The organism is Chryseobacterium sp. P1-3, from assembly GCF_000738495.1.
Taxonomy (GTDB): Bacteria; Bacteroidota; Bacteroidia; order Flavobacteriales; family Weeksellaceae; genus Chryseobacterium; species Chryseobacterium gallinarum.
The window spans coordinates 42423-57078 of sequence record NZ_JPEQ01000003.1 but is presented as its reverse complement, the minus strand read 5'-3'; the positions used below and the strand labels follow the sequence as shown (position 1 = coordinate 57078).

Sequence of the window (14656 nt, the reverse complement as noted above, 5' to 3'; positions counted from 1 at the left end):
ATCAACTATTACTTTTGATTAATGAAAATAAATAACTTTTTAGGACTGAAAGACTTTCAAAAAATTATCATTGGGAATGAGAAAATCGAACTGAATGAATCACTTTTATCAAGAGTGAATGCAAGTTTTCAGTTTTTAAAGGAATTTTCAAAAAATAAAGTAATATATGGTGTGAATACCGGTTTTGGGCCGATGGCCCAATTCAAGATCAGTGACGAAGATACCCATCAGCTTCAATACAACCTGATCAGAAGCCACTCTTCAGGAATCGGCAATCCTTTACCTGCGCAGGAAGTGAAAGCCTGTATGCTGGCAAGATTGAATACGCTGTCTTTAGGGAATTCAGGAGTGCATGAGTCTGTTATTTATCTTCTTAAAGAGCTGATCAACAGGGATATTGTTCCCTTAATTTTTGAACATGGAGGAGTAGGAGCAAGTGGAGACCTGGTTCAGCTGGCTCACCTGGCTCTGGTGCTGATCGGAGAAGGAGAAGTTTTTTATAAAGGAGAAAGAAAATCAACCCCTGAAGTTTTTCAATTGGAAGGATTGGAGCCTATCAAAGTTGAAATCAGAGAAGGCCTTGCCTTAATGAACGGGACTTCCGTAATGTCAGGAATTGGTATTGTGAATGCTTATAAAGCCAATCAGTTAACAGATATTTCCATTAAACTGTCCTGCGCAATCAATGAGATTGTCCAGGCTTATGACGATCATTTATCAGAAGTTTTAAACGGAACCAAGAAACACTACGGGCAACAGAAAGTTGCAGAAAAAATGAGGGCGCATCTGGCAGACAGCAAGCTGATCAGAAAAAGAGCAGATCATCTTTACACTCACTTTGAGGAACAGGAAAAAGTATTTAAAGAAAAAGTTCAGGAATATTATTCTTTACGTTGTGTTCCGCAGATTTTGGGACCTGTACTGGATACATTGGAGTATACGGAGAAAGTTCTTGAAAATGAAATTAACTCTGCCAATGATAATCCGATTATCAATGTAGAAGACCAACATGTTTACCATGGAGGAAATTTCCATGGAGATTATATTTCTCTGGAAATGGACAAGCTTAAGATTGTGGTAACCAAGCTGACAATGCTTGCGGAGAGACAATTAAATTATCTTTTAAATGCTAAAATCAATGAAATCTTGCCTCCTTTTGTAAATTTAGGTAAATTAGGTTTCAATTTCGGGATGCAGGGAGTCCAGTTTACAGCAACATCTACTACGGCAGAAAGCCAGATGCTGTCGAATTCCATGTATGTTCACAGTATTCCTAATAATAACGATAACCAGGATATCGTAAGTATGGGAACAAATGCTGCGGTTATCTGCAGAAAAGTGATTGAAAATGCCTTCGAAGTATTGGCAATTGAAGCAATTACAATCGTTCAGGCTATTGAATATCTTGATTTTCAGGATAAGGTTTCATCTTCTACAAAGGAGCTATATGATGAAATCAGAAAAATTATTCCTGCTTTCTCTGATGATATGGTGATGTATCCCTATCTGGAAGAAGTAAAGAAATATTTGAAGACCGTGTAATTTCTGAATGAGATTAATTGTCTTTACAAATAAAGCTAACTTAAAAAAAACTAACAACAACATAAACACTAACGCATGAAATGTGCAATCGTAACAGGAGGCTCCAGAGGTATCGGAAGAGCAATCTGTATAAAACTGGCTGAAGACAACAACTATCATATACTGATCAACTACGCTTCTAATGAAGCCGCAGCAAAAGAAACCCTGTCCAGAGTGGAAGAACTGGGGGCTACAGGAGAAATACTTAAGTTTGATGTGGGGAATGCCGAGGAAACAAAAGATGTTCTTACTGCATGGCAGGAAAGAAATGCCGATGCTGTAGTAGAAGTTATAGTCAATAACGCAGGTATTACCAGGGACGGCTTATTTATGTGGATGCAGAAAGAGGACTGGAACAGTGTAGTCAATACAAGTCTTAACGGATTTTTCAATGTAACCCATTTCTTTATTCAGAAACTTCTCCGTAATAAATATGGACGGATCATCAATATGGTCTCTGTTTCCGGAGTAAAAGGAACTGCCGGTCAGACGAACTATTCAGCTGCGAAAGGAGCTCTGGTAGGAGCCACTAAAGCCCTTGCCCAGGAAGTAGCTAAAAGAAACGTTACGGTAAATGCTGTTGCTCCCGGTTTTATTAAAACAGATATGACCCAGGATTTTAATGAGGACGAACTGAAGGCAATGATTCCTGCCAACAGGTTTGGAGAAGCAGAGGAAGTTGCAGATTTAGTAGCATTTTTAGCGTCTAAAAAATCTTCATACATTACCGGAGAAGTGATTAATATTAACGGAGGGATTTACTCATAAATAATATAACAATATACCAATGTACCAGTGTGCCGATATTGATTGATCTCAACAGATAGGGCTACTTACCAGATGATACATTGCTAAATTCAATAGGAACATATGGAAAATAGGGTTGTAATTACCGGAATGGGAATTTATTCCTGCATCGGGACGTCTTTAGAAGAGGTCAGGGAATCCCTATATCAAGGAAAATCAGGAATTGTTTTAGACAAAGAAAGAAAAGAATTCGGATTCAGATCGGGACTTACCGGAGTAGTTCCCAAACCGGACCTGAAAAACCTTCTTAACAGGCGTCAGCGTGTCAGTATGGGAGAGGAGAGTGAGTATGCTTATCTTGCAACAATGGATGCCCTGAAACAGGCCAATCTTGATGAAACTTTTCTGGACACCCATGAAGTGGGAATTTTATACGGAAATGACAGTGTTTCCCAGGCGGTAGTAGAATCTATCGATATTGCAAGGGAAAAGAAAGATACTACATTGATGGGGTCGGGCGCGATCTTTAAATCAATGAATTCAACGGTGACGATGAACCTTTCCACTATTTTTAAGCTGAAAGGGATCAATCTTACCATCAGTGCGGCATGTGCCAGCGGATCACATTCTTTGGGCCTTGCCTATATGATGATAAAAAATGGTTTCCAGGATATGATTATCTGCGGAGGAGCCCAGGAAACCAACAAATATTCTATGGCAAGTTTTGATGGCTTAGGAGTTTTCTCCGTGCGAGAAGATGAACCGGCAAAAGCCTCAAGACCTTTCGATGCGGGAAGAGACGGCTTAATCCCAAGTGGAGGAGCTGCCACTTTGATCGTGGAAAGCCTGGAATCTGCTCAAAGGAGGGGCGTTCCCATCATTGCTGAAATCATAGGCTATGGTTTCTCTTCGAACGGTGGTCATATTTCAACCCCGAACGTGGACGGACCTGCTTTGGCAATGGACAGGGCCCTGAAACAATCCGGGTTACAGGCTTCTGATATTGATTATATTAACGCTCACGCTACTTCTACCCCGATTGGAGATGCCAATGAAGCGAAGGCTATTTATGAGATCTTCGGAAGCGAAGTTCCGGTAAGTTCCACCAAATCGATGACGGGACATGAGTGCTGGATGGCGGGGGCAAGTGAAGTTATTTACTCTATCCTGATGATGCAGAATGATTTTATTGCTCCTAATATCAATCTGGAAAACCCTGATAATGAGGCGCAAAAGATAAATTTAGTCTCCAAAACAAAAAATCAAAAAATTGACGTATTTTTGTCGAATTCTTTCGGGTTTGGGGGAACCAATTCTGCACTAATAGTTAAAAAATTTGATTAAAAAACATGGAAAGGGAGAAAATTGTTGCCATCGTTAATGATTTTTTGGTAAATGAATTCGAGGTAGACGGGGACGAAATCAGTAACGATGCCAATCTTAAAAATACACTGGGCTTAGACAGCCTGGATTATATTGATATGGTCGTTGTGATAGAATCTAATTTCGGGGTGAAATTAGGAGAAGCCGATTTTAAAAAAAATGGTGACATTTGATGATTTCTATACAACGATTGAAACAAAGATTGCGGAAAAGAACGCTTAATTATACATTAAAATGACCAATGTAATGCTATAGCAATCTGTTAATCATACCGAATGGTATTGATACATTGGTATACTGTTATATCGGTAAATTATACATATGAACAAGTGGAAAGGTAAATCTAAAGGGACGGTTTTGGGGTACCAAATATTTGTCTGGTGTATTAGAAATATCGGGATCAGAAGTTCATATTTCGTGCTTTATTTTGTTGCGGCCTACTATTTTATATTTCAGAAAAAAAGCAACCTGCATATTCTTTATTATTTCCGGAAGAGGCTCAATTACGGATATTGGAAGTCCAGATTTTCCATATTTAAAAGCTATTTTACCTTTGGGAAGGTATTGATTGACAAGACTGCGATTTCTGCAGGACTGAGAGAGAAGTATACGTATGAATTTGATGGAATTGAGAACCTCAGAAATCTGCTGGCAGCAAAAAAAAGGAGGCGTACTGATCAGTGCCCACATCGGAAATTTTGAAGTAGCGGAGCATTTTTTTTGCCGATATTGATTTTGATTGCCGGATCAATCTGGTGACTACAGATCAGGAGGTTACAGTGATCAAAGAATACCTTGAAAGTGTTGCCGTAAAAAAGAGCAATATCAAATTTATCTATGTCAAGGAAGATATGTCTCATATTTTTGAAATTAATCAGGCTTTATCCAATAATGAGCTGATTTGCTTCACAGGAGACCGCTATTTTGAAGGATCAAAATACCTGGAAGCCGAGCTTTTGGGGAAAAGTGCAAAATTTCCGGCCGGACCTTTTCTCATTGCATCCCGGTTGGGAGTTCCTGTAGTGTATGTGTATGTGATGAAAGAAGAAAACCTTCATTATCATCTGTATGCCAGAGTCGCTCAGAATATTAAAAACCGCGATTCCCAGGGACTTTTGAATTCTTATGTTCAAAATCTTGAAACGATGGTAAAAAAATATCCTTTGCAGTGGTTTAATTATTTCGATTTTTGGGATGATGTTGATTAATTTTTCTATTTTTACCACATAAATTAATAAAAAACTAAAAACTATTGAGACTTATTGGGAATTTAAGATCGTTACATGCTGTTACACCAATAAGGTTTCTTTGCATAATAAAAATCTCAGAATCTTCTTAATTTCCTCAACTCTTAATTAAAAAACACATGCTCCTTTGAAGAAAGAATATGACATACTTGTAATCGGAAGCGGATTGGGAGGCCTTGTTTCGGCTCTTGTTTTGGCGAAAGAAGGTCTAAAGGTTTGTGTTTTGGAGAAAAATAATCAATATGGAGGAAATTTGCAGACTTTTTCAAGGGATAAACTGATTTTTGATACCGGAGTGCATTATTTAGGTGGGCTTTCAAAAGGACAGAATCTGAACAGGTTCTTTTCCTATCTGGAAATCATGGATGAACTGGAGCTTCAGAAGATGGATGAAGACGGATATGACAGAATTTCTTTTGGAGAAGAGGACTTTGAATATCCACATGCACAAGGCTATCAGAATTTTGTAGAGCAATTATCCAGATATTTTCCTGAAGAAAGAGAAAACCTTGAAAATTATTGTGAAGAAATCCAATATGTCTGCAGCCAGTTTCCAAGATATCATGTTGTAGGAAGAGAAAGCTATAATGAGGAAATTCTGCACCTGAATACCAAAAGGTTCATTGAATCGGTTACCCCCAATAGAAAACTTCAGGCTGTATTACTGGGATCTAACTTTTTATATGCCGGTGATTCTGAGAATATTCCTTTTTACGTACATGCCCTTACTGTGAATTCTTATATCCAGAGTGCTTACAAATGTGTAAAAGGAGGAAGCCAGATTTCAAAACTGCTGATCAGAAAGCTCCGGCAGTATGGTGCGGAAATACACAAACATGCTGAAGTTTCAGAATTTATATTCAATGAAAATAATGTGCTTGCTTCGGTAAAAACACGGGACGGAAAGGTATACAATGCCCGGCAGTTTATTTCTAATATTGAAATTCGTTCTACCATAAAACTCATTGGAGAAGAAAGATTAAAGAAGTCCTTTTTAAACAGGGTTTTGAGCTGGAAGCCGGTTTCTTCGTGCTTTAGTGTTTATCTGGTATTAAAACCTCATTCTATTCCGAATTTTAATTACAACATCTATCATTATTCATCAGAAGACCTGGTTTGGAATGCCTTTCATTATCAAAAGGACGCATGGCCGGAAACGTATATGCTTTCATCTACACCCTCGAAGACCCATGCTGAATTTGCTGAAAGCCTGACAGCCATTTCATATATGGATTTTGATGAGGTGAAAGAATGGAGCCATACTTTCAATACTGTAGCAGACGAGCATGAAAGAGGAGAAGCGTATGAGAAGTTTAAGCTGGACAGAACTGAAAAAAATGCTTAATGCACTGGAAAAAAAGATTCCCGGCCTCAGGCATTCCATCAAAAAAATATATACTTCCTCACCATTGTCTTATCGCGATTACATCGGCAGTTTTGAAGGAAACATGTACGGATACATGAAAAGCTCAGATAATCCCCTGAAAACAATGGTTTCCCCCCGCACTAAAATTGATAATCTTTTTTTGACGGGGCAGTCTGTAAATATGCACGGGATTCTGGGAGTAACGATCGGAGCTTTTAACACGTGCTCTGAAATTTTGGGAAAAGATAAGATTGATAAGCGCCTCAGGCAAATGACCTAATTAAGACTAACCGTGAAAAAAACTATTACCATTTACCTTTCTTCCAAGAGGCTGCTTCTTTACTTTATTTTAGCTTTTATTCCTGTTTCATGCGGGATATCAAAGTCTATTCATCATCTTCCCGATGTAAGCAGATATTCACTGGAGATCCCAAAAGTTACTCAAATCAATGACACGACTTTTTAGTTACAATCAAAATTTTCTGACTAAAAATAAACAGCAGCTGTGGGAGCTTTATATCAAAGGAAACCCTTTGCAACTAGGGTATAACAATGGTGCATTAACACAAAAATTAATGCAGGAACAGGAAGAAATTTTCTTTTCAAAAATAGAAGCATTTGTTCCGTCCAGATTCAAACAGAAATTATTGAACGGCTTTTTAAAATGGTACGGAAGGAAAATGTATCTGAATGTCCGGGAAGATTACCAGACTGAGCTATACGGATTATCGCAATATTCTTCTGACCGGTATGATTTTATAGCTCCAAGGTATTTAAGAAATCTTTACCTGCACGGAGCCCATGATATCGGGCACGCTTTACAGGACCTGGCTATGGTAGGCTGTACTTCTCTGGCTGTATGGAACGAAAATACGGAAGACGGTGACTTGCTGATCGGGAGAAATTTTTGACTTCTATGTAGGCGATGACTTTGCTAAAAATAAAACTGGTAGAGTTTGTACAACCGGAAGACGGAATTCCTTATATGTCTGTAAGCTGGCCGGGAATGATCGGCGTAGTCTCCGGTATGAATAAAAAAGGAATAACGGTTACCATCAATGCCGGAAAATCAAAAATCCCGTTGACGGCCAAAACGCCGATTTCTTTGGTGACCAGGGAGATTTTACAATATGCCCAAAATATTGATGAAGCAATTGCCATTGCCCGCAAGAGAAAAGTTTTTGTTTCAGAATCCATTCTGGTAGGAAGTGCAGAAGATAAAAATGCTGTAATCATTGAAGTCTCACCGAAAAAAACAGGGGTTTATAAAGTCCGGAATACAAACAAAGTTCTTTGCACCAATCACTTTCAGTCAGATGTTTATAAAGATGATCCAAGAAACCGGAAGCAGATTGAAGAAAGCCACTCGGTATACCGTTATGAAAAGCTTCAGGAGCATTTAGAAAAAGATGAGAAGCTCACTCCTGAAAAAATGGCGGCTATTTTAAGAGACAGATCAGGATTGAAGGATAAAAAAATAGGGTATGGCAACGAAAAAGCGCTGAACCAGCTTTTAGCCCATCATGCCGTTATATTTTCTCCCCAGAAAAGATTAGCCTGGGTATCATCAAACCCTTACCAACTGGGAGAATTTGTATGTTATGACCTCAATGAAATATTTTCTGACAATGGTCTCCTGAGACACAATCTTTCGAAATCAACATTGAATATTGCCCGCGATCCGTTTGCTGATTCCGGGGAATTTAAAAATTACGAAGAGTACAGAACTTTAACGGTACAGCTCAATGATGCACTTCACAAAAAAGAAATTCTCACAGATTCTTTTATCAACCACTATCAATCCTTAAATCCTGACTTCTGGAAAGTCTATTATCTGGCAGGGAAATACTATTTTTACCGGAAAGAATATTCAAAAGCAAAGAGTGAGCTTGAAAAAGCAATGAGTAAGGAAATTACAACGGTTCCTGATCAGAGAGAAGTTGAGAAATATTTGAAAAAAGCCGTAAAGAAGTTGAGATGATCCCGAGATATATAAAATTATTGTTCTGTATTCCTATTGCAGTGCTTCTGTATTATACCATTTACTTATGCACCGTATATGGCTCGGTTCCGGAAACCATACCGATTCACAGCTATGGAAATAATCCCGATAACTATGGTCATAAAATATTTCTCTTTTTACCGGTACTGCTGAATATTGTGGTTCTTATACTGGTCTGGAGAATTATCAGCAGGCCGGATAAAATTAAATTTACCTTTGAAATAAGTGCAAACGATAGAACGAAAGTATATCATACAACCCAATTGGCCCTGGTAATTATTGCTATATTCGTGACCATTATGATGGGCCCTTTGTCATTTTCTGATGTTGTTTATAAATAATTGATTATGAAAAAACTAGTAACCTTCTTTTTAATTGTATCATCATTATTCTCATTCTCCCAGGATAGAAAGGAGATTGGAAAAACTTTTATCAACACTTTATTTGTTGACAAAAATGCTGAGAAAGCACATTCGTTTTTTGATTCTTCGGTTGCCAATGAAATTCCGGTGGATCAGCTTAAATCTCTTACAGAACAACTTCAGACTCAGCTAGGAAGCCTGAAGAATATTCTCGAAGTCAACAATGAAGGAAATCTTTATTATTACTATTCTGAATTTGAAAAATCTAAACTGGATGTTCAACTGACTTTTGGAGATGATAATAAACTGCTTGGATTCTTTTTAGTTCCGCATAGAACATTTGAAAAAAGAGATGAAAAAACCACTCTTAGAATAAAAAGTGATGATATCGAGTTGAATGGAACAGTGCTGATCCCTCCTTCCGATAATAAAAAGAAGCTGGTGATTTTTGTTCATGGATCCGGAGCTTCTGACAGGGATGAAACTGTTGGAGAAAACAAACCCTTTAAAGATATTGCAGAATACCTCTTTGCGAATGGAATTGCCTCTTACAGATATGATAAAAGAACGTATTCCAATCCGGAGACTTTTAATGAACAGTCTACAGCAGAGCAGGAGACAGTAAATGACGCCGTAAATGCTGCTCTTTATTTCAAAAATAACAAGGATTACCAGGGATATCAGATTATCATGCTGGGGCATAGTCAGGGAGCTTATATGATGCCAAAGATTGCAGCGCGTGCACAAGCTTCAAAATATATTTTCATGGCGGGAAATGCAAGACCTTTACAGGACTTATTGGTTGAACAGTTTGAGTACATCCACCGCATTGATCCCACTAAAGTTTCCGCCGAAGCTGTTCAGGATATAAAAAAGCAGGTTGCCTTTTTAAATTCGTCACAATTCAACTTAAATTCACAGGCGTCAGATCTTCCGATGGGGCAATCTGCCGCATACTGGAAATATTTAAAAGAATATCATCAATTGGATGAGGTTAAGAAAATAAAAGCCCCGATGTTTTTTGCACAAGGAGGTAAAGATTACCAGGTAACAGAAAAGGACTTTAACCTTTGGAAAAACGAGTTGAAAAATGATAAAAATGTCGTATTCAGATTTTACCCTGATTTGAGTCACTTGTTTATTCCGGCTTCCGGAACACCTTCCCCAAAGGATTATGAAATCAAAGGTAAGGTGGATGAGCAGTTTTTAAAAGATCTGGTTCAGTTCATTGTAAAGTAGACTTACCATTGTTGAAAAAGTAAACGAAGATTGACGGAAATGTTTTGTAAAGATTAATTATTCTCCGGGGTCAGTTTGTTCAGAAACAAAAAAGTGGCTACGCCTGTAAGACATGATACTGTAGTGCTCAGGATAAAACTACCAATCACATACTGAAGCAGGTTATTCCTGATAAGGTCAAAATTCAGGTCTTGGCTGAGAACATTACTTTCACCCTCTACAAAAGGACCGCCCAGGAATAAAGAAGCTGCAATGATGAAAGGAATGAAAGGAGGAAGACTTATATTGGAAGCTACAAATGCAAGGACTTTATTCAATTTAAAAAGGACGGATAGACTGATGACAAGCAGTGTTTGAAAACCCCAAAACGGAGAAAGCCCGATAAAGACCCCCAATGCAATAGAAAAGGCCTTTGTACGGTTGCTTCCGTCACTTTCCAGCACATCTTCTTTTATGAATCTTTTAAAGCTTTTTTTTTTGAAATTATTCACAAAATTTCTCGGAATAATATAAAATAAAGTGATAGTCACCAGAATTGTATTCAGAATACTGATCCTTGTGAAATCTTTGAAGGGCCTGAAATGGGAAACCCTTTCTGCGGGATCATACAAAACTTTTATGGGAACATTCTTTACAGGAACATGCCTCCAGGCTGTCCTTACAATAATTTCGATTTCAAATTCAAATTTAGGTGTAAAGAATTTCTTCGGGATTTTGCGGAGAGGGTAAAGCCTGTAGCCGGATTGGGTATCTTCCAGTCTGATTCCGGTTTCAAACCAGAACCAGAAATTGGAAAAACGGTTTCCGAAGCTGCTTTTTTTAGGAATGCCATCCTGGGACATATTTCTGTTTCCTATCAAGAGGACATCCTCTTTTTCCTCTGTCAAGGCTTTTACAAATACAGGGATATCATCCGGATAATGCTGCCCGTCTGAATCAATGGTGATTGCATAATCATATCCTGATTCCTTTGCTTTTCTGAAGCCCGTTTTTAAGCCGTTTCCTTTACCTTTGTTTTCAGGAAGGCTAATAACTGTAATTTGAGGATATTGTGAAAGAATATGCGGAGTGGAATCGGTAGAACCGTCGTTAACCACAATAATACTTTCGGTATAGTCTAAAACACCGTCAATGACTCTTTTCAGAGTTTTTTCGTTATTATAGGTAGGGATTACAATGCAGATCTTCTTTTCAGAAATTGCATTCTGTACTTCAGCAAAGGACATGGTTTTATTTTAAAGTGGCTCTTTCCGCCTCTGTAATGGTTTTAGATTGCATCGCAAACCTTTTGATATAGTTTTTTAACGCTGCATTCTGTTTGTTGTAATTGTTCAGAAGAAATGCCTTATCATCTTTCATGCTTCCCCTGTATCCTACTATTTTCGGAATATTTTCCTGAACACTCAGTCTGATCAGTCGCAGTTCCGCATTATTCGGATTGCTTTTGATAATACTTTCAAGGCTTGTAGCTCCTGTTTTTACCAGTGCTTTTCTGTTTCCTTTGGTAACCTTCGCTTCCATGATTTTTGCAGCCGCTTTATAGCCCAGGGTAACAGGATCAGAACCGGGCTGCTTTTCTGCTGCATCAATAAAGCTTTGCGTGTTGGTACTGGAATCGTTGGCTTTAGCATAGCTGCTTCTTAGCGTTTCAAGGTCAGACTGGAAGAAAAAAAGAAAAGCTGCTACGAATGATAAGATAAGTTTCATGACATTATTTTTTATAGCTTACTGACATTTTTAATGCAATAGTCTCGCCAAATGAAGTGGTATTCTTCACTTTAACATCTTCTCCGTTTTCGGAAATATCAAGCTGGAGCTTCAGGTCAGGGGTTTCAAACGGGTTGATAATTGCCATAAACTTAACATTTGAAGCTGTTTTTAAAAATAATTTTGCCCCTGTAAATTCTTCAGTGAGTTCTTTCACAATCTGCATCATACAGACTCCCGGAGTTACCGGATTTCCCGGAAAGTGACCTTTAAAAATATCATGATCCTTATTTAACCGGATATGGGCAATAAAAATGCCATCGTCTGTTTTTTCGTGAGATTCTAAAGTGTAAAAGTCTGTAAGAATGGTTTGCATGATCTTATTTTTTAAGATTGAACGTATAATAAACTCCTGCCTGGAAGGTTACATTCGTATGTTCGCTGGTGATGTGTACAAAGCCTTTTTTTAATTCTGGCTTCTATTCCAATATTTTTTGTAATGTCATACCCTGCTCCCAGCAATACTCCTAAATCTGCCGAAGAAGGTGACTGAATATTTTTGTGGTCACTAAGGAGTTCCAAAGTCGGACCAAAGTGGATATTAAACTGGTTAAAATAAAATTTATTCACTACTGCTGCTCCCACATAAGAAACCGTTACCGTTTTGGAAGCTACTGCCGGATTTTGGCTTTCATATTTTGCTCCCTGGCGGGTATAGTAGATTTCAGGCTGAAGAGCATAGAATTTAGCAAATCGGATATTCGCCTGGAAGCCTATATAAAAATCGACCTTTGACTGTATGTCAAATACATTACTTCCATAATGGTAACCCTGGTTGTCATTATAATACCAATAATCATAAGCCGGTCCATTGGAAAAATGGGAAATATTAGCTCCCAATCTTATTCCGGGATTAAAAGTTACCTGTGCAAAAGACAGTCCGGAGATCAGTAGAATTAAAAGGAGGAATAATTTTTTCATGTGTATAGATTATTCAGTTTCGGTTATTTGAACTAGTTTTATATTAATCTTAAAATCCTTGTGATGAAGGTTTAAACTGTCCGCGAAGATAGGTTTTTTTTGCCTCAAAAGTAAAATCGATTTTTTCCCTGCTATTTCGGGTGTAGATGATCTGTTTCAGCAGGCCGTTGTCCTTGTTAAAGAATAAATAATAGCTTTTGTTGTCAATTCTGGAAAGATAGATTCTGGAATGGTCATTCACAAAGCTTTCACTCACAGGATATTGCCTTCTTAAAAGTTGCCGGAAATCATTTTTAAGGAAGTTGATAACAATCTTTTTATCCAGGTCTGGAAGTACGTAATTGAGTTTGAAGTTATTATCTGCAATTTCAAAATCAATCAGTTTATTTCCGAAGTCTGATGTCAATACCACCCGGTGAGTGGTTTCATTCAGTTTTTTGATGATCAGAATACCGCTTACATGATTTTTATAAATATCAATCTGGCATTTATACACATAATCCCCGTTAGAAGAGAAATACAGATTCTCCACTACTTTTTCAGCTGTTGAAACAGGCTTTACATCAGCAAGTGTATATGTTTTGCAGGAAGTAGCTAATACTAAAATAAGACTGCTATAAACTAAATTCTGACGCAGGAATTGAAGCATTGATCTTGGTGTTTTTGAAAACAATATTGGTAGTATCCCCGGAGGCTTCTGTCATATTAACCTGGGAAACCGTAGATTGGTTTTTTGGAAAATAAAGCTCAACCTGTTTGATATATTTCAGGAGCTGGCTTGTTTTCGGAATAAACCTGGCAATATTGTAATTTCCGCTTTTGAAGTAAGTTACGGTAAACTCCGGGTCATTGAACATGGTACCGTTTGAACTTCCTACGATAAGCTTATTGATCTTTTCAAAGGTTTTGCTTTTGGCATCTACTGAAGATTTTTTTCCCTGGTCATTGATGAAAATTTTGTTATTTTTAAAAACAATACTGTACTGATAAGGTTTTGTGTACCTCCAGCTCAACATATTAGGAGTTTGTAATGACATTTTCCCGTGGGTAACAATACTTTTATCCAGGAAATCCATTTTTTTCGTTTGGGTAAAGTCACTTTGCAGCGTTTTGATTTCCTTTGTTTCAGAAGAAACTTTTGTTACGAAAGCCTTCGCTTCCGCTCCGCTCATTGCTGTATTTTGGGCGAAAAAGAACCCTGATACCAATAAAAATGCTCCTAAAGCAATATTTTTAATCATTTTTTCTTTGAATTTGTAATGGAATCAACGGTGAATGTTGAATACTTTTTATCCTCCAAAAATACTAATAAATCTACCAGGACACGATATGTTTTTTCCGAAGTATCATGAAGAAGGATGATACTTCCTTTTTTCAGGTTTCTGGTGACTTTTCTGTAGATTTTCCGTTCATCATTGATGATGGTATCCAGAGAACGCACATTCCAGCCAATGCTTTTTTTACGAGTGTTCTTAATGGCTTTGGCAATATTAGGATTGGTAACCCCGAAAGGAGGGCGGTATAATGGAGTAGTTATATTGCCATACCGCTGTATTACTTCATCACATTGCTTTATTTCTTCCGTCATTTTAGCTGTAGATAAAAAGCCTGTGGAATGAGAATGAGATAAAGTATGATTTCCGACTGTATGTCCGTCAGCAATAATTCTCTGGAAGGTTTCAGGATATTTTTCGATTTGTTTTCCGATACAAAAGAAGGTTGCCTTTACCCGGTGCTCCCTCAAAAGATCCAGAAATTGAGGCGTAAATTCAGTGGGACCATCATCAAAAGTAAGTGCCACCTCTTTGATTTTTGTGCGTTTATGAGTAATGCTGTTGACAAAATAGCCAAGTCCTATATCGAAAGATCCCCAAATGATAACAGCAGAAAAAGCAAGAAAACAGGCCAGATATACCCAAAAACTTCCTTGAAACGCATAAATAAAAACGTTGCAAAAAAGATAGAATAAAACGAATGGGTAATGTTTCATTGTTGTGTATCGTTTATTGGTTGATAGCAAAAGCAAATTTGTTAACCATCC

Annotated in this window: 13 protein-coding genes and 3 pseudogenes; 9 read left to right on the top strand and 7 right to left on the bottom strand. The window is 37.7% G+C overall.

Translation table 11 applies throughout. The features are described from left to right. Positions 1 to 21 precede the first annotated feature (21 nt). From hutH to HX13_RS02260, 9 genes and pseudogenes are all read left to right on the top strand, one after another. On the top strand, positions 22 to 1542 hold the full coding sequence (gene hutH, locus HX13_RS02300) for a histidine ammonia-lyase (RefSeq protein WP_050019751.1): 1521 nt from the start codon (positions 22 to 24) through the stop codon (positions 1540 to 1542). 75 nt (positions 1543 to 1617) lie between these two features. Next, on the top strand, positions 1618 to 2349 hold the full coding sequence (gene fabG / locus HX13_RS02295; RefSeq protein WP_050019750.1) for a 3-oxoacyl-ACP reductase FabG: 732 nt from the start codon (positions 1618 to 1620) through the stop codon (positions 2347 to 2349). 102 nt (positions 2350 to 2451) lie between these two features. Continuing rightward, positions 2452 to 3672 carry a beta-ketoacyl-[acyl-carrier-protein] synthase family protein gene (locus HX13_RS02290; RefSeq protein ID WP_050019749.1) on the top strand — a complete coding sequence of 407 codons (1221 nt, stop codon included), beginning with the start codon at positions 2452 to 2454 and terminating at the stop codon, positions 3670 to 3672. 5 nt (positions 3673 to 3677) lie between these two features. Continuing rightward, positions 3678 to 3884 carry an acyl carrier protein gene (locus HX13_RS02285; RefSeq protein WP_316931219.1) on the top strand — a complete coding sequence of 69 codons (207 nt, stop codon included), beginning with the start codon at positions 3678 to 3680 and terminating at the stop codon, positions 3882 to 3884. A 148-nt stretch (positions 3885 to 4032) separates the two neighbouring features. Continuing rightward, positions 4033 to 4919, top strand: a pseudogene (locus HX13_RS02280) (lipid A biosynthesis acyltransferase). Positions 4920 to 5085: 166 nt separating this feature from the next. Then, positions 5086 to 6595, top strand: a pseudogene (locus HX13_RS02275) (phytoene desaturase family protein); the annotation flags it as partial. Positions 6596 to 6616: 21 nt separating this feature from the next. Further along, a pseudogene (locus tag HX13_RS02270) lies at positions 6617 to 8305 on the top strand (C45 family autoproteolytic acyltransferase/hydolase). Further along, positions 8302 to 8667 carry a hypothetical protein gene (locus HX13_RS02265; RefSeq protein ID WP_050019748.1) on the top strand — a complete coding sequence of 122 codons (366 nt, stop codon included), beginning with the start codon at positions 8302 to 8304 and terminating at the stop codon, positions 8665 to 8667. The pseudogene HX13_RS02270 and the gene HX13_RS02265 overlap by 4 nt, the downstream one beginning before the upstream one ends. Before the next feature lie 6 nt (positions 8668 to 8673). Then, positions 8674 to 9927 carry a DUF3887 domain-containing protein gene (locus tag HX13_RS02260; RefSeq protein WP_238554969.1) on the top strand — a complete coding sequence of 418 codons (1254 nt, stop codon included), beginning with the start codon at positions 8674 to 8676 and terminating at the stop codon, positions 9925 to 9927. Positions 9928 to 9980: 53 nt separating this feature from the next. Here HX13_RS02260 and HX13_RS02255 read toward each other — a convergent pair whose 3' ends face one another. Genes HX13_RS02255 through HX13_RS02225 form a run of 7 tightly spaced genes read right to left on the bottom strand, consistent with a single transcriptional unit; the run spans position 9981 to position 14605 of the window. Further along, positions 9981 to 11153 carry a DUF2062 domain-containing protein gene (locus HX13_RS02255; RefSeq protein WP_050019746.1) on the bottom strand — a complete coding sequence of 391 codons (1173 nt, stop codon included), beginning with the start codon at positions 11151 to 11153 and terminating at the stop codon, positions 9981 to 9983. 4 nt (positions 11154 to 11157) lie between these two features. Next, positions 11158 to 11634: a hypothetical protein gene (locus HX13_RS02250; RefSeq protein WP_050019745.1), complete on the bottom strand. Its 477-nt coding sequence runs from the start codon at positions 11632 to 11634 to the stop codon at positions 11158 to 11160. A gap of 4 nt (positions 11635 to 11638) precedes the next feature. Next, the gene (locus HX13_RS02245; protein ID WP_082129150.1) at positions 11639 to 12010 is read right to left on the bottom strand and encodes a 3-hydroxyacyl-ACP dehydratase; all 372 of its coding nucleotides are present in this window, start codon (positions 12008 to 12010) and stop codon (positions 11639 to 11641) included. An 11-nt stretch (positions 12011 to 12021) separates the two neighbouring features. Continuing rightward, a complete protein-coding gene (locus HX13_RS02240; protein WP_050019744.1) occupies positions 12022 to 12615 on the bottom strand; it encodes an outer membrane beta-barrel protein in 594 nt (197 codons plus the stop codon). Positions 12616 to 12664: 49 nt separating this feature from the next. Further along, positions 12665 to 13264 carry a hypothetical protein gene (locus HX13_RS02235; RefSeq protein ID WP_238554968.1) on the bottom strand — a complete coding sequence of 200 codons (600 nt, stop codon included), beginning with the start codon at positions 13262 to 13264 and terminating at the stop codon, positions 12665 to 12667. Beyond that, on the bottom strand, positions 13230 to 13856 hold the full coding sequence (locus HX13_RS02230; RefSeq protein WP_050019743.1) for a LolA family protein: 627 nt from the start codon (positions 13854 to 13856) through the stop codon (positions 13230 to 13232). The genes HX13_RS02235 and HX13_RS02230 overlap by 35 nt, the downstream gene beginning before the upstream one ends. Further along, positions 13853 to 14605, bottom strand: a complete 753-nt coding sequence (locus HX13_RS02225; protein ID WP_050019742.1) for a polysaccharide deacetylase family protein — start codon at positions 14603 to 14605, stop codon at positions 13853 to 13855. The genes HX13_RS02230 and HX13_RS02225 overlap by 4 nt, the downstream gene beginning before the upstream one ends. Between the last annotated feature and the right edge of the window lie 51 nt (positions 14606 to 14656).

What these genes read in the sequence shown, in the direction of transcription:
- HX13_RS02260 (WP_238554969.1), top strand. Translation starts at nt 8,674, where the DNA reads ATGAAAAAACTAGTAACCTTCTTTTTAATTGTATCATCATTATTCTCA.
- HX13_RS02265 (WP_050019748.1), top strand. Translation starts at nt 8,302, where the DNA reads ATGATCCCGAGATATATAAAATTATTGTTCTGTATTCCTATTGCAGTG.
- HX13_RS02255 (WP_050019746.1), bottom strand. Translation starts at nt 11,153, where the DNA reads ATGTCCTTTGCTGAAGTACAGAATGCAATTTCTGAAAAGAAGATCTGC.
- HX13_RS02290 (WP_050019749.1), top strand. Translation starts at nt 2,452, where the DNA reads ATGGAAAATAGGGTTGTAATTACCGGAATGGGAATTTATTCCTGCATC.
- HX13_RS02230 (WP_050019743.1), bottom strand. Translation starts at nt 13,856, where the DNA reads ATGATTAAAAATATTGCTTTAGGAGCATTTTTATTGGTATCAGGGTTC.
- hutH (WP_050019751.1), top strand. Translation starts at nt 22, where the DNA reads ATGAAAATAAATAACTTTTTAGGACTGAAAGACTTTCAAAAAATTATC.
- HX13_RS02245 (WP_082129150.1), bottom strand. Translation starts at nt 12,010, where the DNA reads ATGCAAACCATTCTTACAGACTTTTACACTTTAGAATCTCACGAAAAA.
- HX13_RS02225 (WP_050019742.1), bottom strand. Translation starts at nt 14,605, where the DNA reads ATGAAACATTACCCATTCGTTTTATTCTATCTTTTTTGCAACGTTTTT.
- HX13_RS02235 (WP_238554968.1), bottom strand. Translation starts at nt 13,264, where the DNA reads ATGCTTCAATTCCTGCGTCAGAATTTAGTTTATAGCAGTCTTATTTTA.
- HX13_RS02250 (WP_050019745.1), bottom strand. Translation starts at nt 11,634, where the DNA reads ATGAAACTTATCTTATCATTCGTAGCAGCTTTTCTTTTTTTCTTCCAG.
- HX13_RS02240 (WP_050019744.1), bottom strand. Translation starts at nt 12,615, where the DNA reads ATGAAAAAATTATTCCTCCTTTTAATTCTACTGATCTCCGGACTGTCT.
- fabG (WP_050019750.1), top strand. Translation starts at nt 1,618, where the DNA reads ATGAAATGTGCAATCGTAACAGGAGGCTCCAGAGGTATCGGAAGAGCA.
- HX13_RS02285 (WP_316931219.1), top strand. Translation starts at nt 3,678, where the DNA reads ATGGAAAGGGAGAAAATTGTTGCCATCGTTAATGATTTTTTGGTAAAT.